This is a genomic window from Clostridium sp. ZBS15 (genome assembly GCF_023845705.1).
Classification (GTDB): Bacteria; Bacillota; Clostridia; order Clostridiales; family Clostridiaceae; genus Clostridium; species Clostridium aquiflavi.
In genome coordinates this window covers 46,106-70,335 of sequence record NZ_JAMQHY010000012.1, presented here as the reverse complement: position 1 = coordinate 70,335, position 24,230 = coordinate 46,106, and the positions used below count along the sequence as shown (strand labels likewise).

Genomic DNA, 24,230 nt, shown 5'->3' with positions numbered 1-24,230 from the left:
TCTTTACTATCTGTAATTTGTAAAACAATTTACAGAATTTTAAAAGTGTGTAAGCATAGTTCTACTAATAATTTCATCTTGAACATCTTTGCATAATTCAACGAAGAATGCACTATATCCAGCAACACGTACAATTAAATCACGATATTGTTCTGGATGTTTTTGTGCTTCAATTAATGTATCATTATCTAGATAGTTAAACTGAACTTCACCAAGACCAAGAACACATGCACTACGCAATAAAGTAATAATGCCATCTTCTCCTTCTTTGGTATCCAATAATCCAGATATAAGCTTAAAGTTATGAACCATACCTATATTCATACTGTCACAAGACATTTTAGAAACTGATTTTATAATTGCAGTAGGGCCCTTATAGTCAGATCCTTGTGATGGACTTATACCATCAGATAACGGCATCCATGCTCTACGTCCGTTTGCTGTTGCTCCAGTTAACTGACCAAATGGAGTGTTATTAGATATTGATAAAGTACCATGACTAAGTACTGAGTATAATGTCTTGAATTTACGATGTTCTAGTTCTGTAAAATTGATTAAATCAGCAGCAATATAATCTGCATAGTCATCATCATTACCATACTTAGGTGCCTCTAAACAATCTTTTCTAAGCTTTTCATATCCAACAAAATCAGCTTTTAATGCTTCATTTAATTCTTGCAATGTATATTTCTTTTCTTCAAATACTAACTTTTTAATAGCTGCCATAGAATCTGTATAAGTTGCAAGTCCACTCCATATTACTCCTGGTCCAAAGTTATACATAGCTCCGCCAGCTTCAACACCTCTACCATTATCCATACAACCTTCATACATAATAGACATAAGAGGTTTTGGTGCAAGTTCTTTATGAACACGTTGTGAAATTACTGTAGCAACACTTGTCCACTTAGTAATGTATTTTATTTGCTCTTTAACAGCACTTTCAAATTCCTCATAATTTTTAAAACTATTTATATCTCCCATATTAGGGCAAACTTGTTTTTCATACCAAAGAGGAATACCATTGTTAAGTACAAGTTCTATACATATAGGCCATTGAGTATATGCTGTAGATGTCCATTGATATAATCTTCCTGATTTTTGAGGTTCAACACATCCCATTAAGCAGTAATCTCTTGCATCCTCTATAGAAACACCTTTAGCAAGCATCATTTTTATATGCACATCATCAAAGTGACAAGCTGGGAATCCCATACCTGCACGAATTACATCCACAATTTTCTTAAGGTACTTTTGTGGTGATTGGTTATGAATACGACAAGCTAGTGATGGTTGATAAATTTTAACATGACGAACTGCATCCATAAGCAGATAAGTCAATTCATTTGTAGCATCTCGTCCTTGTCTATCAACACCACCAACACACATATTGACAAATGGTTGATAACCTGCGAAGAATTTAGAACCACCTTCACTTGTAATCCACATCATTTCAGACATTTTAATAAGCATACATCCTGATAATTCAAATGCCTCAAAATCATTCATACGACCACTTTCAATATCATTTTTATAATATTCATACATGTATTGGTCAACACGTCCTATAGACATACCTGTTTGATTTTCTTCAACTACTAGTAAAGATTCAATAGTCCAAACAGCTTGAATCGCTTCCCAGAATGTACTTGGTTTATGTGCTGGTACTCTTGCATTAATTTCAGATATTTTTTGTAATTCTGCTTTACGCTTAGGATTTGTTTCTTTTTCAGCTAATTCAGCAGCATATTTAGATAAACGCTTAGCATAAATCATAACACCTTCAGTAGTATCAATAATTGCTTTATAGAAATAGATTTTTTCTATATGTTCTGGATTTTCATAATCAAGTTTTTCAAGATGTTCTTTTGCTTCTAATTGAATATCTAGCATACCCTTTTTCATTAGAATTACATCATATCCTGGATTTGAATCTCCTCCACCATTAATAGCATGATATGAACAATCTGAAACAAATGACTCTCCTGAAAGCTCCCATACTCCTGCTTCACGATATTGATTTTCACAATATTCATCAACAGATTTACCTGCCCAATATGGGAACAATTCTTCACGCATAATCTTCTTATCTTCTTCAGAAATATAGAATGGATCTTGCGCTCTTGTACCTATAGTATCTATTTCATCAACCATCCATCTCCATGCAATATCTGGAGAAAAAGCGCCAGCACGAGGTGCACCACAAGGAGCTCCTACAATCAATTCATTATCTTGAATTACTAATGGTGCAGTTTCACAGCAATATTTAAAACATTTAGCACGTAATAAAATCTTAGGCATGCCTGGATTTTCTTTAGCTATTTTAGTAATTGCCCTAGCACGATAAGTAGTTATTGATGGAACTTGTTTCAAATAATTTTCTTTTAATTTTAATAAACGTTGTGTTATTCCATCTGGAATTTTATCGCCTTCAGTACATACTACATGTTCTAAAACAGGTTCTTCTTTTGTGATTTCTTTTGAAACACCCTCAAATATCTTCATTAAACATTCACGTTCTTCAGCAGACATGTTTTGAGTGGCTTCTACAAATTTGTTTGAAAATTCACGAATATCCAATTTTTTACCTCTCATTCTTTAAATATATTTCAGACTTATAGCCTGATTGTTTAGTTTATTTTAAGTCTTTAATAACTTCTTTTAAGATATTTTGTAGAAATTCTACGTTATCTATGTCACATACTTCTGATTTTTTTTCAATGTTATCACATAAACCTTTATCTGATAACACTGAATCAATAATCTCATTTGTTTTACGTACTCCATATCCAACCTTACGAATATATATTAAGTTCATTGGAGAAACGTTATCGGATGTCATTCCATGACCTGCTGATCCACTTCCTAACGTCATTGAAGGAAACAAATTAGTTGTCGCTCCCATACTTCCAAAAGAACCTGGAGTATTTACAAGTACTCTACCAACTGGTTTTTTTAAAGCGAATTGACGAATCACTTCTTCATCTTTTGAATGAATTATTAGTGTATGTCCATGTCTTTCACTAAGTAACAATTCAATACACTTTTCACAAGCATGCATCCAATCATCCTCAATATAGTAAGATAAAACTGGACAAAGCTTTTCTCTAGAATAAGGATTGCCTTTTGACACATATTTTTGTTCAGAAATCAAAACCTTTACATCATTTGATACAATAAATCCTGCTCTTTTAGCTAAGTATTGAGGCGATTTGCCAACCACTTCAAAATCAACACTTCCATCTGTATGATAAAAGATCGATCCAAGCTTTTCAGACTCATTTGCATCCATAAAGTAAGCACCATTTTTTTGTAACTCTTTTTTCACTTCAGATGCAATTGGACTATCTACAACTATTGACTGCTCAGCTGCAGAAACCACACCATTATCAAATGTCTTACTAGCAATAATATCTTTTACAGCTTGTCTTATATCTGCTGTACGTTCTATAAAAGCAGGCCCGTTACCTGTACCACCATAAATTACTGGTTTGCCTGATTTATATGATTCCTTTAACAAACCTGGAACTCCTGTGTTCATTATTAAAGAGGTATCTCTATGATTCATTAATTCAGCGGTTCCACTAGGCGTTACATTATGGAGATATGCAAGGGCTCCTTCTGGCAAACCATATCCTTCAGCAGCTCTAATTAAAATATCAAGAGTTTTATTCATAGTATTTTTTGCTCTTGGATGAGGAGAAAATATAATAGCATTTCCTGATTTAATTGCAATTAATGCTTTATATATTGTAGTAGAGACAGGACTAGTTGATGGACAAAATGCAATGATTACACCCATAGGCACACCTACATCCATAGTCTTATTCTCTTTATCTTGATTAATTATACCTACACATTTCATGTCTTTTAATCTATTAAACAAATACTTGCAAACAAAACGATTTTTTATACATTTATCTTCCCATTTACCATAATCTGTTTCATCACTAGACATCTTAGCAAGTTCTGAAATATGCTTTTTAATTTCCTCTATCATCCGTTCAACGATCTCATCAAGCTTTTCCTGTGAGAATGTTGCTAATTTTCTTTGTGCTTCTCGAGCATTTTCAACAAGAATTCGTGATTCTTGTATGGAGAGTAAATCATTATCAATAGTACTCATTTTCTTCTCTCCTTTTCATTAGAAATATTTTTTTAATTTCAACATATTCTATTCAATATGCATAAGTCTTCACCTTTATGGAAGTAAATTTTCAATCTTATAACGCGTAATAATCTTTTCAAGATCCTGATGTGGGCTTGCAATAACAACTGAGCTATAAACATTACCATTTTCCATATCCTTAACAGCTTTTACGCCAGCTTCTACTGCCGCTTTACAGGCTCCTACATCTCCACGAACCAATACAGAAATGTAACCTGATGCAACGTTTTCATAGCCTATAAGTTCAACATCTGCTGCCTTGCACATAGCATCGGCTGCTTCTAAGACAAAAACTAGACCAAAAGTTTCAATTAATCCTAAAGCTTGATATCTTGCCATCTCTATATCCTCTCTCTTCCTTGTTTTTATGAATCAACATCATGTACAGAAACAATATCTCCAACTTCTCTAATAGGACGTGGCATAACATTTTTTGCTGTTAATTTACCTATAGCAGCAGCGGCTTCAGCACCGGCTTCTACAGCTGATGTAACTGCAGCCACATCACCTTTAATCATTATTGTAACAAGGGTTGATCCTACATTTTCATATGAAATCAACTCCACATTTGCAGCCTTTAACATTTTGTCTGCTGCTTCAATTGCCGGAACCATTCCTATTGTTTCTACAAGACCTAAAGCTTCTTCACCATAATATCTCATTTAGAATTCCTCCTCTCTTTTTATAAACTCTTACATCCTTTTCCATTGATTATACAAATATATAAGTATTACCTATAGGGAATGTTAGAGATATTAAGAAGTACTTATTATTTTAATCCTAGTGATATTTTTATATATTTAATTTACACTACTTAATTATTAGTCTTTAATATATTTATTAATTGTGGCTGCGCCTTCTTCGTGTGCATGATAATAAACCCTTAATTCACTATTCTTGTCCAAATCAAATCTTGTTTCTTCAAGAAGTCCATTAGCTTCAGCTGTCATTAATGCTGTTAATACATCTTTCTTGTTAAGAGCTTTAAAATTGCCATACTCATCTTTTAATGCATCTATAACATCATCAGTGCATGCTTCTTTAACTTTAGTGAAATGTTTTAAAATTGCATAATTAAGTGGTTTCATTACTTAACATCCCCCTTTTTTCTAAATAAATCCATTGGATTCATAGCGATTGTTAAGATTCCAAATATCATTAATATAGCAGAAATCCATGCGATAGGAGGTAATGCCCAACCGTCCATTTTGGCGAATACACCAAGTACTATCCAACAACAGAATGGACCCCAGAATGAATAAGTACCATTACAAGCCATACCAAGAGCAGCACCGCACATACTATTTCCATTGTACCAACACATATAAGAAACAAATGCACAAAGTCCACTTACAGCAAAACAAATCATAGCAGGACCACTTGTAAATGCTTGGCGAACTAAATTACCTGAAAAACCAACACTTCCACCAAAAACAATCCCAAATATAGGCACTAAAATTATTAAGTTTGAAAGACCAGATGTTGCTTGACGTATAGTAATACCAATCTCTGAATCAATCATAGATGTACCATAACCGGCTACGCAGCCTTCAAATCCCCATCCTAAAGCAGCAATAAATGCTATACAAATACCTAAAAACATTCCTTCTGGTGCATCTCCACCAATGCTTGTACTACCAATCATGAAACTAGATAAAACACAAATAGCTATACCAAGCATCATACGTTTATTTAATTCTTGTTTGAATAAAACTCTACCCAAAATAGCTCCAATAGCTGGACAAAGAGCAGTAATAGGAATAACAATTGAACCTGCCATTTGAAGACCAACAACATAAGCTGTACTTGCAATAGGACCACCTATAAGAGCAGCTAAAATCATTACTCCACCTGGCTTAGTTTTAAGACATCTAAAGAAATCTCCAATTTTTCCTCTTGCAGTTGCATAAAGCATAGCCCAAACAGCACTGCATGTATCGTTTACCGCACTACCAAGTGCACCTAATAAATAGGTAATAACAAGTATTGATAAACCTGCTGTGTTTTCTCCATACCAATCTGCCCAAACCCCTCTACTCATACCCAGTGTCAAAAATGATGAATAAAAACCATACATAACACCTGAGAATAAAGCGATGGAAATACCTTTTTTAAGGAAATTAGATGATAACTTCTTTTTAGCAGCAATTGCAGACAAATTATCTACACCTGACATTTCACTCATAAACTAAAACCCCTTTCATTCATAAACATTAAATATATTGTTAAAAATATATTGTTAAATAAAAATTTATACTGACTATATTTGAAGCTAAGTAAACAATAAGATATCTAGTAAAGGTTTACAAGAGCCATTTAGAATTTTATTCAAATACAGTCTCATAGGATTCACAATTGTTATAATTTTATTAACATCTATTATCTGATTTTGAAATTACAGAATAACTTTTCATTTTTTATATCTTTGTAAGTATTTTTATCATTAATTAAATTATAGTCCTTACCCCTTAGGGGAAAGTCAATAGAATATTTTATATATGAATTTACAAATTATTTTTAATTTATAAATTTATACAAATTAGAATTATATAACATTATTTAGGAAGTTAAAAATTATCTATACGCTAGGTTTAATCAATGTTTTACTATAAGCAAATCTAAAAATATTATCACATTATTTTAAATAAATATTATGTACTTAAACTAAAAACAAGAATTCTTTTATTCTATAATATAAGAATTCTTGTTTAAAATACACTTATCTATCTCTTATACATTCCCCCTTAGGGCAACGTTTTCATTTAGTGGTTATTTCTTTTTTCTATTAACTTTAATCATTATTTCTGTTACAAATTTATCACTATTTTTAGTTGTCCAATAATCTGTAACATATCTTTCATATGATTTTTCTTCACATTTATAACCATTCTTACCTGCCCACACTTTTATCTTTTTATATGTTTCATCAATAGTCTCATGTGTTCCTATATGATAACAAGAAGCAACCATAAATCCTCCAAATCTAGTAGTTTCATTCTCCTTGCATTTTAGAATTGTTTCCTGCATTATCTTCATTTTATTGCAATTGCCATTAATTTTTTCCTCGAATGAAGGAAATTCTATTATCACAGGACCTGTTATAGCATTATCTATACTTTCTATGTAATTAGTAAACTCTATGTTTATTATGGAATCCATATAGTCATAATCAAAATCTTGATTTAAATAAACCATTGTACGAGCTTCAACATATTTTATAGATATATCTTTGATATCATTTTCAATTACCATCTGTGCCTCAATTATAAGATCATACCAGTCTTTTATTGATTTAAGTTTTAAATTAATTTCATTTTCTATTTCTTTAAGTTCATCAATTTTTTGACCAAAGCTTTTTTCAAAAATCGAATAATTTGTTCCTTCAAGAAATTCCTTCATTTCTTCAAGTTTAAATCCACTCTGCTTATAATATTTTATCATTGGTACAGATAGTAACGTTTTTTTGCTATAATATCTATAACCATTTTCAGCAGATACTTTATCAGGGCTTAGTATTCCTTTTTTGTCATAATATCTAAGTGCTTTTTTAGATAAATTGCAGATTTTCTCAACTTGTCCTATACAATACAATTTATTTTCTCTCATAAAATACCCCCACTTATTTTCATACTAAAATTTAACTATAATACAACCGAATATAAGCTTTTCTTATATTATTTTATATAATTGTAAGATAATATTCAATAAGTAAATAATTCATTCACATTCTTAATATTATAAATAATTAAACCTAATATTACAAATTTATATCTAATTTCAAAAAAATGAACTAATGTAATAAAAAAACCACTCATTTTTGAGTGGTTTTCATTAAACTACTTGTTTCCTGTAACTTTATCTAAAATATTTAATAAATCTTCTTTTGTTGCTTCTCTAGGATTTGCAGTTGTACAAATATCCTTCATAGCGGCATTTAAAATATCTTCCTTAACTTGATCTAATAAACTTATGTCAGCTCCCTGTTCTTTTAATGTAGTAGGAATCATTAATTTTTTTTGTAACTCAACAATATGTCTAATTAGATTATTAACTCCAATATTTACAGTAGATGCATGTAAATTTAATATTTTAGCAATTCTTTGATATTTTTTAGCAGCTACTTCATACTCTTTATTATAAAAATTGTTATTAAGTTTAGCATTATATTCTATTATATGAGGCAGTAGTATTGCATTACTTCTTCCATGAGATATATGTAGTTTACCACCTAATGCATGTGCTAAACTATGAGTAATACCAAGTCCTGCTGAATTAAACGCCATACCTGCTAAGCAAGATGCATTATGGATTTTTTCCCTTGCTAAAAGATTACCACCATTAGAAAAAGCTTCTGGTAAAAATCTAAAAGCTAAAGAAATCGCTTTTTCCGCCAAAGCATCTGAAAAATCATTAGCATTTTTTGAAACATAAGCTTCAATAGCATGGGTAATTACATCCATTCCTGTATCTGCTGTAATAACTGGAGGTACAGAAGTTACAAGTTCAGGATCAAGTATTGCTACCATAGGAAGAAGTGCTTTATCTGCTAACGCATATTTTAATCCTTCTTGCTTGTTAGTTATTACTGCATATTCAGTTACTTCAGATCCTGTACCGCTTGTAGTTGGTATTGCAAAACATTCTTCTATTTCATTGACTGATCCTAAAATTTGTTTTGAATACTCTCTTATTGCCTTAGCCGCATCAATTGATGAGCCACCACCAAGGGCTATCATAATTTGTGCATTACAAACTTGTAATGTTTGAATTCCAGCAGCAATGATTTCTACTGGAGGATCAGGTATTATATCACTAAATATTGTTACCTGACAATCAACTAACTTTTCCTGTACTTTTGCAGCCATTCCTGAAGATTCTATGAATTTATCACATACAATCAATACTCTTTTATTTTTTATTTCACTTAATCTACTTAAAGAACCTTTTCCAAAATAAACATTTGTACTAATACTAAATTCTTTCATATATATTCTCTCCTAATTTTTAAGTTTATAAAATATGAATGATTTAGTTATTCTTTAATTTACAATACAAAGACTAGACTACAATGTTAAAATTATAACAATTTAAAGTAAATACCTATTACCACATTATATCACGATAAAATGATAATAGGCAACATATTTATAAATAAATAATTTTATTAACTTCAGTATCAGAGATAGCTATTAATTGCTCTTTTTATCTCCCCCATATGTTACTATCTTTATAATAATTTATACCTTGATTTTTCATTCTTTCCCCCTGTTTCTCCAATCTGCTCTTATACTGATTCCAATCTCTATTTTCTTTTTGTGTCCATCCTATCTCAGCATAACCTAGTAACCTTGGATATATCATATAATCCATAGCTTTTGTATTAGTAATTGTCTCTGTCCATAATGGTGCTTCTATACCTAAAACCAATTCCTTTGGTGCATAATCAGTAGGATCCCATTGATATGCGGTTTCTACTGGAATGTAACCTGCCCATGTTAATCCATATGGCGTACTATCATCATATTTCATATCCAAATAAGCTTTTTGTGCAATTGAAACAATCATTTTCATTTCTTTTTTCCTAGCTGCTTCATTTGAATCTTTCCAATTTTGTAATATTAAACTTGAATTTATTTCTGGAGATGTATCAATAGGATCCCAACCTATTGGAGTTTTCCCATACTTTTCAACTATTTTATATACTCTACCTACAAAATAATCATAATCTTCTTTTTTAGTACTATTAGCCTCATCTCCACCTATATGAATATATTTTGAAGGTGATATTTCTGAAACTTCTTTAATTACATTATCTATAAATTCATATGTTTTTTCACTGTCTGTCATAAGAGAACTGAAACCCACCTCAGTTCCTGTATATAAAGGCTTCTTTTTACCATTTTTATTTAAAAATCCATAAGAAGCTAATGCAGCATTGCTATGGCCTGGCATATCAAATTCAGGAATTATTTCTACATATCTTTCTGCTGCATATTTAACTAAATCTTTAAACTCTTCTTGTTTATAATATCCACCTTTTCCTCCACCAACTTCTGTACTTCCACCGATTGTAGTTAAGTCAGGATATTTTTTTATTTCTAGACGCCATCCTTGATCATCACTAAGATGTAAATGAACTCTATTTATTTTGTATTGAGCTGCATAATCTATCTGACGTTTAACTTCATCTATAGTAAAAAAGTGCCTAGCCACATCAATCATTATTCCTCTATAATTGTATTCAGGTTTATCGTCTATTATTGAAGCTGGAACACTCCATTCTACATCAGTAGCTATAGTATTTTTTTCAATGTCTGGTGGAAATAATTGTCTTAATGTTTGAACTCCTCTTGAAATACCTTCTGCCTTATATGCTAAAATTTTAACATTTTTAGGTGTAGTTACCATTTCATAACCTTCATTACCTTGATTTTCTTCTGATCCTATAGTAGTTAAATAAATACTACCTGATTTACCTTCTTTTCCTTTAATAATATTTAATTCAAATCCAGTTGAAGCCTTTAATTTTCCTCTTATAAACTCTGCAATTTTACTAATCTCTTCTGTTTCTTCTTTAGTATTTCCTTTTACATAAATTGAAGTATCTTTTGTAAGTATAAAATTTCCGTCACCTTTTTTATAATTTAGAGGTCTTGGAATAATATCATTCTTACTATCTGCTGCTGAAAAAATCGCTTTTGATTCATCATTTCCCTTGAAAATTATTCCAATAGAAACAGTTACTAATATCAGCATTAGCATAATTATAGATATGAACGTCCAATGCTTATTAGATATATTCTTCATTAACTCACCATCCTTAAATATTTTAAAATATATGATTTCTTTGTATATTATTATAGAAATCACTTTTAAACCTTCATTATTATTTTATAACCTAAGAGAGGCAAGTATATACTATGAAATCACTGACTTACTAATTTTTATTTCTTCCTAGTAGTATACATATAAAAAAATTAGTAACAAAACTGTCTAGTACAATATTTATACTTTATGTTTTTATTTATATAAAAGCTTATTATCTATTTAATTACCTTGCACAAAATATATTACAAATATTAACAAAAGTATCAATTTCCAATACTTTTAAGAAGTATTTTAAATTTAAATCAGTATTAAAGTTTAATTTTTTAACTTAAAAAAAGACCAGTATAATTTAGTATCCTGATCTCTTTTTATTTATAAGTTTTAATATCTTTTCTATATCTTTTTTTATATCTATTTATTATTCTTTAACCATTCAAATGCACTATGTGCATAAACAGCTGCACCTACGTGTAAACAATCTTCATTAAATATAACCTTCGGGTTATGTTGACCATACTTAAATCCTTCTTGTTCACTACCCCCTCCTAAAATAACCATAGTTCCAGGTACTTTATCTAATATTTGAGAGAAATCTTCAGAACCACCTAAATTTATATCTATTTTAGATATATTGTTGCCTAATTCTTTTTTTAAATATTCACCAAATTCCTCAGATATTTTAGGTTCACAATATAAAGCAGGTGTAGAATCAATAATCTCTAGTTTAGCTTCTGCCTTAAAAGTTTTAGCAGTAAAATCTACTACTTCATTCAATCTTTCAAGTAATTTTTTTCTATTTTTCTTTGAAAAACTTCTCATAGTACCAGTTAAAGTAGCTTCTTCTGGTATAATATTAGCACTATCTCCTGAATTAAATGTTCCAATAGTAATTACAGCCATATCATTTGGATCGCTTTCTCTACTTATTAATTCCTGTAATGCTAAATGTATATGTACACCTACATTTATAGGGTCTATTGTTTGATTTGGCATAGCCCCATGTCCACCTTGCCCTTTAATAAAAATCTTAAAAATATCTGAAGAAGCTGCACAATATCCTGTGCTATAAGCTAAATATCCTGTTGGCATAATTTTAGATAATATATGCATTCCAAATGCACTATCTACTTTAGGACTTTCTAATACTCCTGCATCTATCATTGCTTTTGCTCCTCCCAGACCTTCTTCGTCTGGTTGAAACATAAGTTTAACTGTTCCTTCTAGTTCATCTTCTTTTTCCTTTAATAACTTGGCAGCACCTAATAACATTGCTGTATGGGTGTCATGACCACAAGTATGAGCACATTGTGTCTTTGAAGAAAATTTTAATCCACTTTCTTCTTTCATTGGCAAAGCATCCATATCAGCTCTTAACAATATTACTTTCCCGTTTCTTTTTCCTCCTATTGTTGCCACTATTCCACTCTTGCATATTTCTTCTGGACTACATCCTATTTCTTTAAGTTTTTCTATTACATATTCTTTAGTTATAGGTAATTCATTTCCAAGTTCCGCATTTTCATGTAAAAACCTTCTATTTTTTATTATTTCTTCTTCAATTTCCTTTGATCTTTCAAAAAATCCACACATATTTATACACCTCTACTACTTTATTATTTAAAAATTTAATCTTATTATATGTATTTTTATAATAAACTATATTAGTTTCTAATACTTTCTATAAATAAACCTTATGATAACATTACGAAAGTATTATCATGTGATTTAAAGTTTCCACTTAACATACAATTTATCTAAATAAGTTTTATTAAAAATCTATTTATTATATACATTTAAATATATTCTATATTATTTTTTTCACACCAATCAATAGCTAATTTGTATTCAGTATTTTCTCTATAATCATACCATTCACTAAGATGTTCAATATTTTCAATATATTCTCTTAGTTTACGTAATGAATATTTTTCTTGTAATTCTTCTAATTTCTTATCTTTAAAGTTTTCATCATCTAAAGACTTACAAAAATCTATCATCATTCCATATTCATTTATCTCATCTTCATTTGGTAATTGAATATAGTCTTCAAAGTTTTCCTTTAAATCATGCAAACAGATTATTAATTCCCTTTCCCACTCCTCAAAATTTTCAAGATTGTTAATATCATCTGCTTTATAATTTGAAGTACTTTCATCTTCTAAATATATAATTACACCTGTTTTTTTATTGTAATAATGACTCAATAATTCTCCTTCAAATTCTATTGCCTCTATTACATCACTTAAATTTACTTGCATGTTTTTACCTCTTCAATTATATTTTAAGTTAATACTTTTATGTAAAGTATATTATACTCTAGCTTGATTACATAAAACATTTATTATTATAATCATTACACTTTTGTTTGTAATTCATACCATTCTTCTTATTTAAGTTAAATTATTAATATAAGAAGATCTGCATCAAATTCATTTTGATACAGACCCTAAATCAAATCTATTTAATCATATTATCCATTTCATTATTAAGAACATTGTGAATAGCTTTTGCAACACCAAAATTATCATTACTATCTGTTATGTATTTAGCTATATCCTTAACTTCTGGTATTGCATTTTTCATAGCAACACTTTCTTCAAATATTTCAAACATTGAGTAGTCATTAAAACTATCTCCAAGAATCATAACATTCTTTATGTCTATATCCATTTTTTTAGCTACTTGTTCTAAAATGATTCCTTTTTGAGCATTTAAATCAGTTATTTCTATATTGTCATCAAATGATGATGATATTGCGAGTCCTTCAAGCTTTCCAATAGTCTTTTTCATTTTATCTATTAGCTCTACATCTTTATGAAATGCTACAAATTTTCTTACTTCTATTCCATCTTTAAAAAATTTTTCTACATCTTCAATATATTTTAAACTTGTAAAAAATCCTTCTTTTTCTGCCATTTTTCTAGCTTCATCTTCTGTTAAGTTAGGATTAAAAGTCAAAGTTCTAAACACAACCTCTTGAAGTGCCTCTTCTCTTGTAGATGTAGTAAATACACCTTTATCCGTAAATATACGCGCTGGTAATTTATTTTCATCTAATATCTCTATTATTTGTTTTACATACTTTTCGTTTATATTTATTACCTTTAAAATATTACCATCTTCATCTCTATACTCTGCTCCATTAGAAAGAATACATTGACATTTTATATTATGCTTATCTAATATGCCTTTAACACTATCGTACTCTCTACCTGTAGATATTGTAAATATTATTCCAGCCTCTTCTGCTTTTCTAATTGCATCAACTGTTTCTTCATCTATATCATGGTTATTATTTAATAAAGTACCATCCATATCTGATGCTATAAGCTTTATCATTAGAATCACTCCATTCTCAATATAGTTTATTCTCCTTAATATATAGTATCATGTATTCTGCATAAAATTATATAATAATTAAAATTTTTCTTACTATATTAAAATTGTCTTCTAAATTTAAGTCTATTTAAGAGTCTTCTGTATATCTGATATTATTAGCTCTTCAGTTAGGTGATAACATTCATATAGCTCTTCTAATGGTACACTGTCAGTAAATTCTTTTGAAGCACCAAAGTTTAGTACTTTCATTTCTTTATCTCCATAAAACCTTGAAATTTTTTCTCCAAATCCCCCATCAAGTATTCCATCTTCTAATGTTATTACTAGCTTATGATTATCTAATAATTCATTTAATAGATCTTTATCTATTCCACTTATGAATCTAGGATTAATTAATGTAGCATTTATTCCTGTTGATTCTTTTAATCTCTTTTGTACCTTTTCTCCAAGATCATAGAAACTTCCAAGAGCAATGATTGCTACTTCATTTCCATCTTTAACCTTCTTATAAGTGTTTAACTTATCAAAGTTAGGTTCAATTTTAACTCCGCTTGATACTACAGTCATATTTGGAACACGTATTGCTACTGGATATTTATCTTGTTCTATTCCCCATTCCATCATTGCAATATATTCTTCTTTGTTTGTTGGTGCAAGATATACTATATTAGGAATATTAGATATTAATGGTATATCAAATATTCCAAGATGTGTTACATCTCCACCACTTATGCCTCCACCATGAACCATAATAAGTGCCGGATTATTATTTATAGCAAGATCTTGAGATAATTGATCATAAGTTCTTTGGATGAATGAACTTACAAAAGATGCAACTGGCTTGCCTCCTTGTGATGCTATTCCTGATGCCAGTGCTATAGCATGTTCCTCTGCTATTCCAACATCTATAAATTGATCTTTAAATTCATGTCTAAATGAACTTAAACCTACTGAAGCTGGGGTAGCAGCTGTTATTGCTACAATACTGCTATCTTTTCTTGCTTTTTGTGATAAAATTTCTCCTGCAATATTTCCATATGTCTCACTAGCACTTTTCACTAAAGATTCTTTGGTTTTTAAGTCAAATGGCATTACCCAATGAAAAGCTTCTTTGTTTTGCATTGCATCTTCATATCCTTTTCCTTTAACTGTATGCATATGAACTACAAATGGATGATCTATATCTTTAACTTTTGAAAATGTTTCAATTAATGATTCAATATCATTTCCATCTTTAACATAATGATAATCAAATCCTAAAGATTTAAAAAAATTATTTTCTGCTTTTCCATTAGTTTTACGAAGTAAAGCTAAATTTTGATAAAGTCCACCATAATTTTCTGCTATAGACATATCATTATCATTTACAAGTATTATTATATTTTTTCCTGATGCAGATGCATTATTTAAGCCTTCATAAGCTTCTCCCCCGCTTAAAGATCCATCACCTATAACAGCTATAATATTTTCCGTATTTCCCTTTATATCACGTGCTTTTGCCAATCCACACGCTAAACTAATTGAAGTTGATGTATGCCCCACTGTAAAGAAATCATATTCACTTTCATTTTGTGAAGTATATCCTGTAACACTTTTATATTCATCTGGATTTGTAAATGCATTTTTTCTTCCAGTTAAAATTTTATGTGTATATGATTGATGTGAAACATCATAAACAATCTTATCTATTGGTGAATTAAATACACAATGAAGTGCTATTGTTGCTTCAACCATACCTAAGTTTGGTCCAAAGTGTCCACCAGTCTTACTTACTCTTGTTATTAAAATTTCTCTTATTTCATTAGATAATAATTTTAATTCCTCATTATTAAGTCCTTTTAAGTCTTTTGGCTCATTAATTCTATTTAAAATATTCAATGACATACTAATGCCTCCTAATTTTTTTAAGTTTTAAAGCAGTAATGCTTGCTATGTTGATTAGTATAAAACTTAGAGTTAACTCTAAGTCAATAGATAATTTCTAATAATTATTTTTTCTAACTTTTTCTTTACTTAGAGTTGACTCTAATTGGTATAATATAATATCACTTATTTTTAGGAGGTAACATAATGCCATATACTATTAAAGAAGTAGCTGAAAAATATAACTTATCAGTTCATACTCTTCGCTATTATGAAAAAGAAGGTTTACTTCCATTTATTGAACGTAATAAACAGGGTAATAGAATTTTTAGTGATAAGGACTTGGAATGGCTTAATATAATATGTTGTTTAAAAAATACTAATATGCCAATAGCTAAAATCAAAGAATACGTTGATTTATGCATAGAAGGTCCTGAAACCATTTGTAAGCGTGAAGATATACTTTTAAGACATAAAAAATATATAGAAAGTGAAATAGAAAATTTTAATTCATATCTTAGAGTTGTAGATAATAAGATAAATCATTATATTAAAGAACAAAAGTCTATAATTTGTAAGTAAAAGTATAGATTTTTTTCTAAATATAATTTAAATGTTAAAATTGAGAAAATAGTTTAATTATTAGTTTAGCTATAAAAATCCACGATAATATAATCAAAACATTACCGCGGATTTTATAGTTTATTCTAAAATATCACCTTTATTTTTCTTTTCATAGCTGCCATACATTAACCACGCAACTACTGAGAAGATTAAGGGGCCAGCTACACTCCAGATTGTTGTTTGCATATCCCCTTCTATAGCTGGCTGTATTATACAAAATAAATTAGCGAGTCCTACTGTTAAAACAACTATCCAAGTCCAAAGATTTGCAATTCCTTGAGTTTTGAACACTACGAATGGTTTATTGATTTCTGTTTTCTTCTTAAAATACGGGAATGCAAGAGCTATGAACACATATGGCAGTGTCATAGCTACGTTAGTCATGGAAACAAGTATATTGAAGAATGCAGCCATTGAGCTTCCTCCAAAAGCTACCAATCCTATCATTACACAAACTATAGTAGCTTGAATCCACATAGCATTAATAGGCAATCCGTGTTTAGTTTCTCCAATTTTTCCAGGCCATAATTTAGTAGGTGTGCCTTCAATTATCTGCTTTAATGGTGAATACATAAGTGTAAAAAATGCGCCGGATAATGCTAGAAACATTGAAAGTCCAACATATCTTGCAACCCCCTTACCTAAAACTATAGCCATGTTCTCGCTTGCTCCAAAAGCTGTACCAAGTGAATATCCCAGATTAGACATAACTATATAACTTGCATTTCCCAGATTAACTTCCTTAATCCCCATTACACTTTCCCAATTAGTAAATACACCAATGAATAGTATTCCTAATGAATATCCTACTGAGATTATAGCTGCTGAAATAAGAATTCCTTTGGGAAAAATTTTTTCTGGCTTTTCAGTTTGATCAACTAATCCACCCACAGCCTCTATTCCTCCATAAGCGAATAGAGCATATACTACAAATGCTAACGAAGCAATTATATCTCCAATATATTTAGGATTTGGCGTTTGTGTAAATGATTTAACTCCTTCAATTGGCTCAGCTAAATTTCCATGGTTCCCTAAAAATACTGCTATAGCACCAATCCAAAGGAATATATTCAATAATAAAACTGCTGTTCCACCTAATGATGTTACTTTCTTTATCTTATCCATCCCTTTGGTTGATGTATAAGTTACTACTAGTATCCATATAATTCCTAAAACCCCCAAAACTTGTGGTCCTTGAAGACCAAATAAAGCCCAGCTTTGTGTTGTATCTTTTCCGAATATAGCATTTGATACTGGAATCCACATACCAGATGCAACGTTAACCATCCAAGTTACATAAGAAAAATACCACATAAATGTTCCTATGAATGCGAATCTTGGTCCAATGGATTTCTTCATCCATGAATAGATTCCACCTTTTTCATCCTTAAAAGCAGAACCAAATTCAGCTACCATTAATGCAAACGGAACAAAGAAGGTTATTCCTGAAAAAATGTACCAAGGAATAGCTGCATAACCCATCTTGTAAAATGATCTTGGAATATTGTTAAATCCATAAACAGATGTAAAAATCATTAATATCAAAGGTACCAAGGTTAATTTTTTTGTTGATTTTACGCTTGACTTCATTTTTTTCCTCCTTATTTTAAATTTGTTAAATATTTTCTTTCATATTTTCTAAACTGTTGTTTTATTTCAATTACAACAACAATACTTTTTCCATATTACATTATTTTTATGTATCAACTCTAATAACTAAATTGCACCACATAGAATTCATATAACTAAAAAGAAAGATCTCTCAATATTATTATATAATGTAAATACATTATTTTTTATTGACTTATTTATAATTTTACGCCATAATTATGTATGAATTAAAAAGTAAATAACTTAGATAGAGGCGCGAAATTTAATAGTAGTATTATGGAGGTAAGCTCAATGAAGTAATACGAAAGGAACTTTCGCCGAAGTAAATAGTTGATTGCTTTCATGCTATTTACTGGTCTTATGTAAAATATATATAAGACTGTCACAAATTATTTTGTGGAGAGCTATTTTCAATGGAAATTTACGATATTGTAATATTTATTTAAATATACAACTTTCGTATTTATGTCATGAGTATACGCTCATGGCATTTTTTATTGTTTAAAGCACAGAACAAAATCGCTAAGGCGACTTTGGAGCCGTCGATTTTTTAGCCATGCGCCCTTTCCAAACGNNAAACGCAGTGCAGGAATAATGGTGCGGCATTGGTCTATTATTTTTTCATGTGCCTAAATCTTTATATTATCTTAGTTACTTACTTATGGAAATTTAAACCATAAGGAGGATAAAAAAATGAGTGAAGAAAAAAATGAATTAAAAAGAAGTTTAAAAGCAAGACATTTAAACATGATAGCAATAGGTGGTTCTATTGGTACTGGTATATTTCTTGCAATGGGTGATACCTTACATGTAGCTGGACCCGGCGGTGCATTGGTAGCTTATGGATTAGTGGGCATTATGGTATACTTTTTAATAACTAGCTTGGGAGAAATGGCAACTTATATGCCAATTGCTGGCTCTTTTAGTTCCTATGCTAATAAATTTATTGATCCAGCACTTGGATTTGCCCTTGGATGGAACTATTGGTACAACTGGGCTATAACAATAGCAGCAGAAATGGTTGCCGGTTCTTTAATTATGAAGTATTGGTTTCCAAATGTAAATGCATTATTCTGGAGTATATTATTTTTAACAATAATAGTAGGTTTAAACATTTTATCATCAAAAGCATATGGTGAATCAGAATTTTGGTTTGCTGGAGTTAAAGTAGTTACAGTTATTATATTTTTAGTAATAGGTGTTTTAATGATTTTAGGTATAATGGGTGGAAATGAAATAGGATTTCATAACTATACTATAGCTGATGGTCCATTTCATGGAGGTATTAAGTCTATATTTTCTATATTCTTAATTGCAGGTTTTTCTTTTCAAGGAACTGAACTTATAGGAATTGCTGCTGGTGAAAGTGAAAATCCTGAAAAAACTATACCAAAAGCTATACATTCAATATTTTGGAGAATATTAATATTTTACTTAGGAACAATAATTGTCTTAGGTGCTATAATACCATTTACTAGTGCAGGACTTGATACAAGTCCCTTTACAATGGTATTTGAAAGAGCTGGTATAGCAGGAGCAGCTTCCTTAATGAATGCAGTTATATTAACTTCTGTATTATCTGCTGGTAACTCTGGCATGTATGCATCAAGTAGAATGCTTTTTTCCATGGCTAAAGAAGGTATGGCCCCTAAAATATTTGCTAAAACCAATAAAAAAGGAGTACCTGTAAATGCTGTACTTTTAACTACATTAATTGCTTCAGCTTGTTTTTTAACTGGTATATTTGCTGAAAGTACCGTTTATGTTTGGCTTGTTGCTGCATCTGGTCTTGCTGGATTTATAGCTTGGGTAGGTATAGCTATATGTCACTATAGATTTAGAAAAGCATTTATTCACCAAGGTAAGGATTTAAAAAGTTTAAAATACAAAGCTATATTATATCCATTTGGACCTATATTAGCTTTAATAATGTGTACAATCATAATGTTGGGACAAGGCTACTCATGTATAAAACCCGATGGAATTGATTGGCAAGGTTTAATTGCATCTTATATAGGAATTCCCCTATTTCTTGCATTGTATATAGGTTATAAAATTAAACATAAAACTAAAGTTATTTCTTTAGATGATGTTAATTTAAATTTCTCTGAAAATAATAATAATGATTTAGAGGAGGTTAAATTCAAAACATCAGAATCAGTATAATTGACATAATAAAATTTAAATGTAAAAACCCACGGCTAAGTTTAATGAACTGCTCCCTTTATAAAAACAGTTTTATTATTTTAACTGTCTACTATAAAGGAAGCATATCATAATTAATCGTGGGTTTCTTGTTTGATGCCATCATGACCTTTAAAATCCATCACCAAATAAATCAATTGTATCTAATTCTATAAAATATCTGTTGAACTTTAATGAGTATGCACTCCTGTAAATCCATCTTCATGTATATGATCTATTCCAAGTCCTTTAATATGTTCATGTGTGTGCATAAATGATACTTGTAATTTTTTATTTACAGGGTTAACTCCCACATATGCATTTACACCAAACACGTCTTTTAACATTTCAGAATTTATCACTTCTTCTACTGTTCCAAAATTCTTTATCCTTCCATCTTTCATTACAATTAAATAATCACAATACATAGATGCTAGATTCATATCATGTATAGCTGCTAACGTAGTTATATTAAGACTTTTAACTAAGTCCATAATTTGTATCTGATATCCTATATCTAAATGATTTGTTGGTTCATCTAATATTAAAAATTTAGTATTTTGAACTAAAGCCCTTGCTATTAATGTTCTTTGTTTCTCTCCACCTGATAAATGAGAAAAACTCCTCTTACTATAGCTTTCTAAGCCTACCTTTTTTAGCATTTCTCGAACCATCTGTAAATCATCTTTAGAGTAATCTTCAAAAACAGATTTATATGGATATCTTCCCATCTTTACTATTTGCTCAACAGTAAAATCAAAGTGAGTATTACTTTCTTGAGCTAAAACTGCAATTTCTTTTGCACAATCTTTATGTTTCATCTTATCTAATTCTTTATTATCTAATAATACACTTCCACTTGATGGTTTATAGAGTCTGTATATATTTTTAAGTACTGTAGATTTTCCTGAACCATTAGGACCTATAATTCCTACAAATGAACCTTTTTTAATCTCAAAAGATATGTCTTTTAATATTTCTTTTTTATCTATGCTAAACCTTAAATTTCTAACCTTCACTTTAAACATTACTCTTTTCCTCCAAACGAATAGTTTTTCTTAGAAATTAAGTATAAGAAAAATGGACCTCCAACTAATGAAGTTATTATTCCTATAGGTATTTCTATTGGTGGGAAAAGCCCTCTAGCTATAATATCTACTGTTATTAAAAATATAGCACCTATTAATGATGAAAGTATTATAAGTTTTTTATGATCACTTCCTACTATAGTTCTACATATATGCGGAACTACAAGTCCTATAAATCCTATTGCCCCAGTTATAGAAACTAATGATGATGTAAGCAGTGTCGCTAATATTAAAATTATAGATTTTATAAGCTTTATATTTATTCCAAGTATTATTGCACTGTCATCACCAAGAAGTAATATATCTAGTGATTTAGATGTCATTAACGCTACTATTATAACTACAACTAAAATAATAAATGGGAATAATAACACATCCCACTTCGCTCCTCCTAAGCTACCAACAGTCCAAAATAAAGCACTCTTTGCTTGATTTGAATTTTCTGCTGAATATATAATTAAGTTAGTAAGTGCCGAGAAAATTGTTGATATTGACATACCTGATAATACTAATCTTGTTGTAGATGTTGCTTTTCCCATTTGAGTGCCTATAGCAAAAACTAACATTCCTGATATAAGAGAACCTAAAAAAGCTCCTGCTCTAATACTATTTATTCCAAGTAATGACATACCACCTAAAACTATAACAAAAACAGCACCAAAAGATGCTCCTGATGATATACCTAATATATATGGTTCAGCTATTGGATTTTTAGTTACACATTGCATAAGAACTCCACAAATTGCAAGTCCTGCTCCACATATAGCTCCGAGTAATACTCTAGGGAATCTTATTTCCCATATTATATTTTGTGTCATTATAGTTCCAATATCACTATAAACTACACCATTTGTTAATTTGCTAAGCAGTACTTTATATACTTCTCCAGGTTCTATATATGTACTACCTATTGCTATTGCTCCAACTGCTGCACTTGCTAATATTGCAGTTAAAGCTATAACCCAAAATAAAAAACCTTTCTTTTTAGAAAGGCTTTTTTTATCTTCTAAAGCTACCTGCATTACTTATTTTGTCCAAAAAAATATCTGTACATTTGCTCGATAAGCTTCGGATTTCTAATACCTGGAGATAAATCAGCTAATCCTACAACATATATTTTATTATTTTTTATAGCAGGTACATCTTTAAGCGCAGGATGAGCTTTTAAGAAATCTATTTTCTCTTGTACTGGGTTTCCTGCCATGAAATCAGTTACTAATATAACTTCTGGATTTTCTGCAACTATGCTTTCCCACGAAACATTTATATAAGGCTTAGTCGCATTTTTAGAAAATACATTATTTCCACCTGCAAGTTCTATTAAGTTGTTAGCAAGACCTGATCCAACTACCATTGCATCATTTTCGCCAGAATCATATACCATCATTTTTACTCTATCTTCTTGTTTTATATCTCCTACTTTATCAGTTACAGCTTTTATATCACTTTTCATTTTAGCTATTACTTCTTTAGCTTTGTCTTGTACTCCAAATATTTTCCCCAATAGCTCAAAATCTTCATAAACAGTTTCTACTGTAGAATCTGCTCTATAAGACTTAGCCATAAATGGAGTTATATCTTTTGATATAAGTTCATCTGGTGATCCTGTAGTTTGTTCACTTATAGATGAATCCCATCCACTTACAAAGTCTGCACCTGTAGCCATAAATCCTTCTTTAGATACAGAATGACCTTCTCCAATTTTAAGTACTGGTATTTTATTATAGGCTTCTTCAAATTCAGGTAATATAGGATTATCTAAAAGTGCTGTCCCTATCATTTTATCCTCTAAACCTAATACTAATAACATTTCTGTCATAAATTGAGATAATGTAACTGCCTTTTGTCTTGGTGATTTTACTGTTACATCATAATCCTTAGCACCATCTGAATATACAAATTTTACTGCTTCAAAATCACTTGTATGAGCTTCAGTATTTGATTTTTCCACTTTATCTATTTGATTACTAGAGCACCCTATTCCACCTACTGCTAATGCAGATATAGTTAATGCAGCTATAATTCTTTTTAACTTCTTGTTCATTCCTATTTTCTCCATTTCTTTGTTTTATAAATAATTCCATAAATGTTAAGATGGTAAAGCAGTTTTAACAAGCGATGATTTCCTTAATCATAAACTCTTTTCCGCATAATAATTCCCAGTGTTTATCTCCACAGTTTGAGCATTCACCATTATTTTGAATAATATTAAAAACTGTATTACACTTTTTACACATACCATTACCTGGTAATATCTCAATTCTTAATTTTGTATTTTGTAATAAGGTACCATCAACTGCTGCTGGATAACAAGCTTCAATATATTTTGGAATCATAGATGAAAGTTCACCAATTTGAAGCACTACTGTTTCTATTTTGGTCAATCTATTTTTTTCTGCGAAATTTTTAACAGTCTTAACAACTTCAAACACCACTCCTAATTCATGCAACTAAAACCACCTCTACTTCCCTATATTAAAAATCTAAATGGAATTTTGTGTTCCCCACTGTATTTTTTTGTACAA

20 protein-coding genes and 1 riboswitch are annotated in these 24,230 nt (G+C 30.1%); of the genes, 2 read left to right on the top strand and 18 right to left on the bottom strand.

Annotation, left to right across the window (positions count from 1 at the left end):
* Positions 1-39 precede the first annotated feature (39 nt).
* The 13 genes from cutC to NG904_RS06325 all read right to left on the bottom strand — a co-directional run bounded on the left by cutC (position 40) and on the right by NG904_RS06325 (position 16,219).
* Positions 40-2,580, bottom strand: a complete 2,541-nt coding sequence (cutC, locus tag NG904_RS06385) for a choline trimethylamine-lyase (protein WP_252214279.1) — start codon at positions 2,578-2,580, stop codon at positions 40-42.
* A 55-nt stretch (positions 2,581-2,635) separates the two neighbouring features.
* Positions 2,636-4,126, bottom strand: a complete 1,491-nt coding sequence (locus NG904_RS06380) for an aldehyde dehydrogenase family protein (protein ID WP_252230584.1) — start codon at positions 4,124-4,126, stop codon at positions 2,636-2,638.
* Between the two features lie 75 nt (positions 4,127-4,201).
* Positions 4,202-4,507, bottom strand: coding sequence for a BMC domain-containing protein (locus NG904_RS06375; RefSeq protein WP_252230582.1), 306 nt, complete (start codon positions 4,505-4,507; stop codon positions 4,202-4,204).
* A 26-nt stretch (positions 4,508-4,533) separates the two neighbouring features.
* Complete coding sequence (locus NG904_RS06370) at positions 4,534-4,830, bottom strand: BMC domain-containing protein (protein WP_252230580.1); 297 nt, start codon at positions 4,828-4,830, stop codon at positions 4,534-4,536.
* A 159-nt stretch (positions 4,831-4,989) separates the two neighbouring features.
* Entirely contained in the window at positions 4,990-5,256 is a 267-nt protein-coding gene (locus NG904_RS06365) for a hypothetical protein (RefSeq protein WP_252230578.1), read from the bottom strand.
* On the bottom strand, positions 5,256-6,353 hold the full coding sequence (locus NG904_RS06360) for a DMT family transporter (protein WP_252230576.1): 1,098 nt from the start codon (positions 6,351-6,353) through the stop codon (positions 5,256-5,258). The genes NG904_RS06365 and NG904_RS06360 overlap by 1 nt, the downstream gene beginning before the upstream one ends.
* A gap of 584 nt (positions 6,354-6,937) precedes the next feature.
* A complete protein-coding gene (locus tag NG904_RS06355) occupies positions 6,938-7,774 on the bottom strand; it encodes a MerR family transcriptional regulator (protein WP_252230574.1) in 837 nt (278 codons plus the stop codon).
* Between the two features lie 230 nt (positions 7,775-8,004).
* Positions 8,005-9,153: a 1-propanol dehydrogenase PduQ gene (locus NG904_RS06350; protein ID WP_252214290.1), complete on the bottom strand. Its 1,149-nt coding sequence runs from the start codon at positions 9,151-9,153 to the stop codon at positions 8,005-8,007.
* A 217-nt stretch (positions 9,154-9,370) separates the two neighbouring features.
* The gene (locus NG904_RS06345; RefSeq protein ID WP_252230572.1) at positions 9,371-10,975 is read right to left on the bottom strand and encodes a beta-N-acetylhexosaminidase; all 1,605 of its coding nucleotides are present in this window, start codon (positions 10,973-10,975) and stop codon (positions 9,371-9,373) included.
* Between the two features lie 432 nt (positions 10,976-11,407).
* Positions 11,408-12,586 (bottom strand): M20 metallopeptidase family protein, encoded by a 1,179-nt coding sequence (locus NG904_RS06340; protein WP_252214296.1) that lies wholly within the window; start codon positions 12,584-12,586, stop codon positions 11,408-11,410.
* Positions 12,587-12,789: 203 nt separating this feature from the next.
* Positions 12,790-13,254, bottom strand: coding sequence for a UPF0158 family protein (locus NG904_RS06335; protein WP_252214298.1), 465 nt, complete (start codon positions 13,252-13,254; stop codon positions 12,790-12,792).
* A 199-nt stretch (positions 13,255-13,453) separates the two neighbouring features.
* Positions 13,454-14,335: a Cof-type HAD-IIB family hydrolase gene (locus tag NG904_RS06330; RefSeq protein WP_252214300.1), complete on the bottom strand. Its 882-nt coding sequence runs from the start codon at positions 14,333-14,335 to the stop codon at positions 13,454-13,456.
* Between the two features lie 123 nt (positions 14,336-14,458).
* Complete coding sequence (locus NG904_RS06325; RefSeq protein WP_252230570.1) at positions 14,459-16,219, bottom strand: 1-deoxy-D-xylulose-5-phosphate synthase; 1,761 nt, start codon at positions 16,217-16,219, stop codon at positions 14,459-14,461.
* Positions 16,220-16,405: 186 nt separating this feature from the next.
* Here NG904_RS06325 and NG904_RS06320 point away from each other — a divergent pair, with 186 nt between their 5' ends.
* Positions 16,406-16,780 carry a MerR family transcriptional regulator gene (locus NG904_RS06320; RefSeq protein WP_252214304.1) on the top strand — a complete coding sequence of 125 codons (375 nt, stop codon included), beginning with the start codon at positions 16,406-16,408 and terminating at the stop codon, positions 16,778-16,780.
* Between the two features lie 120 nt (positions 16,781-16,900).
* Here the strand turns inward: NG904_RS06320 and yjeM are convergent, their stop codons facing one another.
* Positions 16,901-18,412, bottom strand: a complete 1,512-nt coding sequence (gene yjeM / locus NG904_RS06315) for a glutamate/gamma-aminobutyrate family transporter YjeM (RefSeq protein ID WP_252230568.1) — start codon at positions 18,410-18,412, stop codon at positions 16,901-16,903.
* Positions 18,413-18,673: 261 nt separating this feature from the next.
* A riboswitch (Lysine riboswitch) is annotated at positions 18,674-18,848 on the top strand.
* Positions 18,849-19,126: 278 nt separating this feature from the next.
* Between yjeM and NG904_RS06310 the strand changes: the two genes are divergently transcribed.
* Positions 19,127-20,599, top strand: coding sequence for an amino acid permease (locus tag NG904_RS06310; RefSeq protein WP_252230566.1), 1,473 nt, complete (start codon positions 19,127-19,129; stop codon positions 20,597-20,599).
* Between the two features lie 209 nt (positions 20,600-20,808).
* Here NG904_RS06310 and NG904_RS06305 read toward each other — a convergent pair whose 3' ends face one another.
* The 4 genes from NG904_RS06305 to NG904_RS06290 form a co-directional block, all read right to left on the bottom strand.
* Entirely contained in the window at positions 20,809-21,645 is an 837-nt protein-coding gene (locus NG904_RS06305; protein ID WP_252230564.1) for an ABC transporter ATP-binding protein, read from the bottom strand.
* Positions 21,645-22,727 carry a FecCD family ABC transporter permease gene (locus tag NG904_RS06300; protein ID WP_252230562.1) on the bottom strand — a complete coding sequence of 361 codons (1,083 nt, stop codon included), beginning with the start codon at positions 22,725-22,727 and terminating at the stop codon, positions 21,645-21,647. Before NG904_RS06300 ends, NG904_RS06305 begins: the two co-directional genes overlap by 1 nt.
* Positions 22,727-23,749, bottom strand: coding sequence for an ABC transporter substrate-binding protein (locus NG904_RS06295; protein WP_252214314.1), 1,023 nt, complete (start codon positions 23,747-23,749; stop codon positions 22,727-22,729). The genes NG904_RS06300 and NG904_RS06295 overlap by 1 nt, the downstream gene beginning before the upstream one ends.
* Before the next feature lie 64 nt (positions 23,750-23,813).
* Positions 23,814-24,155: a hydrogenase maturation nickel metallochaperone HypA gene (locus NG904_RS06290; protein ID WP_252214316.1), complete on the bottom strand. Its 342-nt coding sequence runs from the start codon at positions 24,153-24,155 to the stop codon at positions 23,814-23,816.
* Positions 24,156-24,230 lie beyond the last annotated feature (75 nt).

Excerpts from the sequence above, each read along its gene's own strand:
- NG904_RS06380 (WP_252230584.1), bottom strand. The coding sequence starts at position 4,126 with ATGAGTACTATTGATAATGATTTACTCTCCATACAAGAATCACGAATT.
- NG904_RS06375 (WP_252230582.1), bottom strand. The coding sequence starts at position 4,507 with ATGGCAAGATATCAAGCTTTAGGATTAATTGAAACTTTTGGTCTAGTT.
- NG904_RS06370 (WP_252230580.1), bottom strand. The coding sequence starts at position 4,830 with ATGAGATATTATGGTGAAGAAGCTTTAGGTCTTGTAGAAACAATAGGA.
- NG904_RS06365 (WP_252230578.1), bottom strand. The coding sequence starts at position 5,256 with ATGAAACCACTTAATTATGCAATTTTAAAACATTTCACTAAAGTTAAA.
- NG904_RS06360 (WP_252230576.1), bottom strand. The coding sequence starts at position 6,353 with ATGAGTGAAATGTCAGGTGTAGATAATTTGTCTGCAATTGCTGCTAAA.
- NG904_RS06355 (WP_252230574.1), bottom strand. The coding sequence starts at position 7,774 with ATGAGAGAAAATAAATTGTATTGTATAGGACAAGTTGAGAAAATCTGC.
- NG904_RS06350 (WP_252214290.1), bottom strand. The coding sequence starts at position 9,153 with ATGAAAGAATTTAGTATTAGTACAAATGTTTATTTTGGAAAAGGTTCT.
- NG904_RS06345 (WP_252230572.1), bottom strand. The coding sequence starts at position 10,975 with ATGAAGAATATATCTAATAAGCATTGGACGTTCATATCTATAATTATG.
- NG904_RS06340 (WP_252214296.1), bottom strand. The coding sequence starts at position 12,586 with ATGTGTGGATTTTTTGAAAGATCAAAGGAAATTGAAGAAGAAATAATA.
- NG904_RS06335 (WP_252214298.1), bottom strand. The coding sequence starts at position 13,254 with ATGCAAGTAAATTTAAGTGATGTAATAGAGGCAATAGAATTTGAAGGA.
- NG904_RS06330 (WP_252214300.1), bottom strand. The coding sequence starts at position 14,335 with ATGATAAAGCTTATAGCATCAGATATGGATGGTACTTTATTAAATAAT.
- NG904_RS06325 (WP_252230570.1), bottom strand. The coding sequence starts at position 16,219 with ATGTCATTGAATATTTTAAATAGAATTAATGAGCCAAAAGACTTAAAA.
- NG904_RS06320 (WP_252214304.1), top strand. The coding sequence starts at position 16,406 with ATGCCATATACTATTAAAGAAGTAGCTGAAAAATATAACTTATCAGTT.
- yjeM (WP_252230568.1), bottom strand. The coding sequence starts at position 18,412 with ATGAAGTCAAGCGTAAAATCAACAAAAAAATTAACCTTGGTACCTTTG.
- NG904_RS06310 (WP_252230566.1), top strand. The coding sequence starts at position 19,127 with ATGAGTGAAGAAAAAAATGAATTAAAAAGAAGTTTAAAAGCAAGACAT.
- NG904_RS06305 (WP_252230564.1), bottom strand. The coding sequence starts at position 21,645 with ATGTTTAAAGTGAAGGTTAGAAATTTAAGGTTTAGCATAGATAAAAAA.
- NG904_RS06300 (WP_252230562.1), bottom strand. The coding sequence starts at position 22,727 with ATGCAGGTAGCTTTAGAAGATAAAAAAAGCCTTTCTAAAAAGAAAGGT.
- NG904_RS06295 (WP_252214314.1), bottom strand. The coding sequence starts at position 23,749 with ATGAACAAGAAGTTAAAAAGAATTATAGCTGCATTAACTATATCTGCA.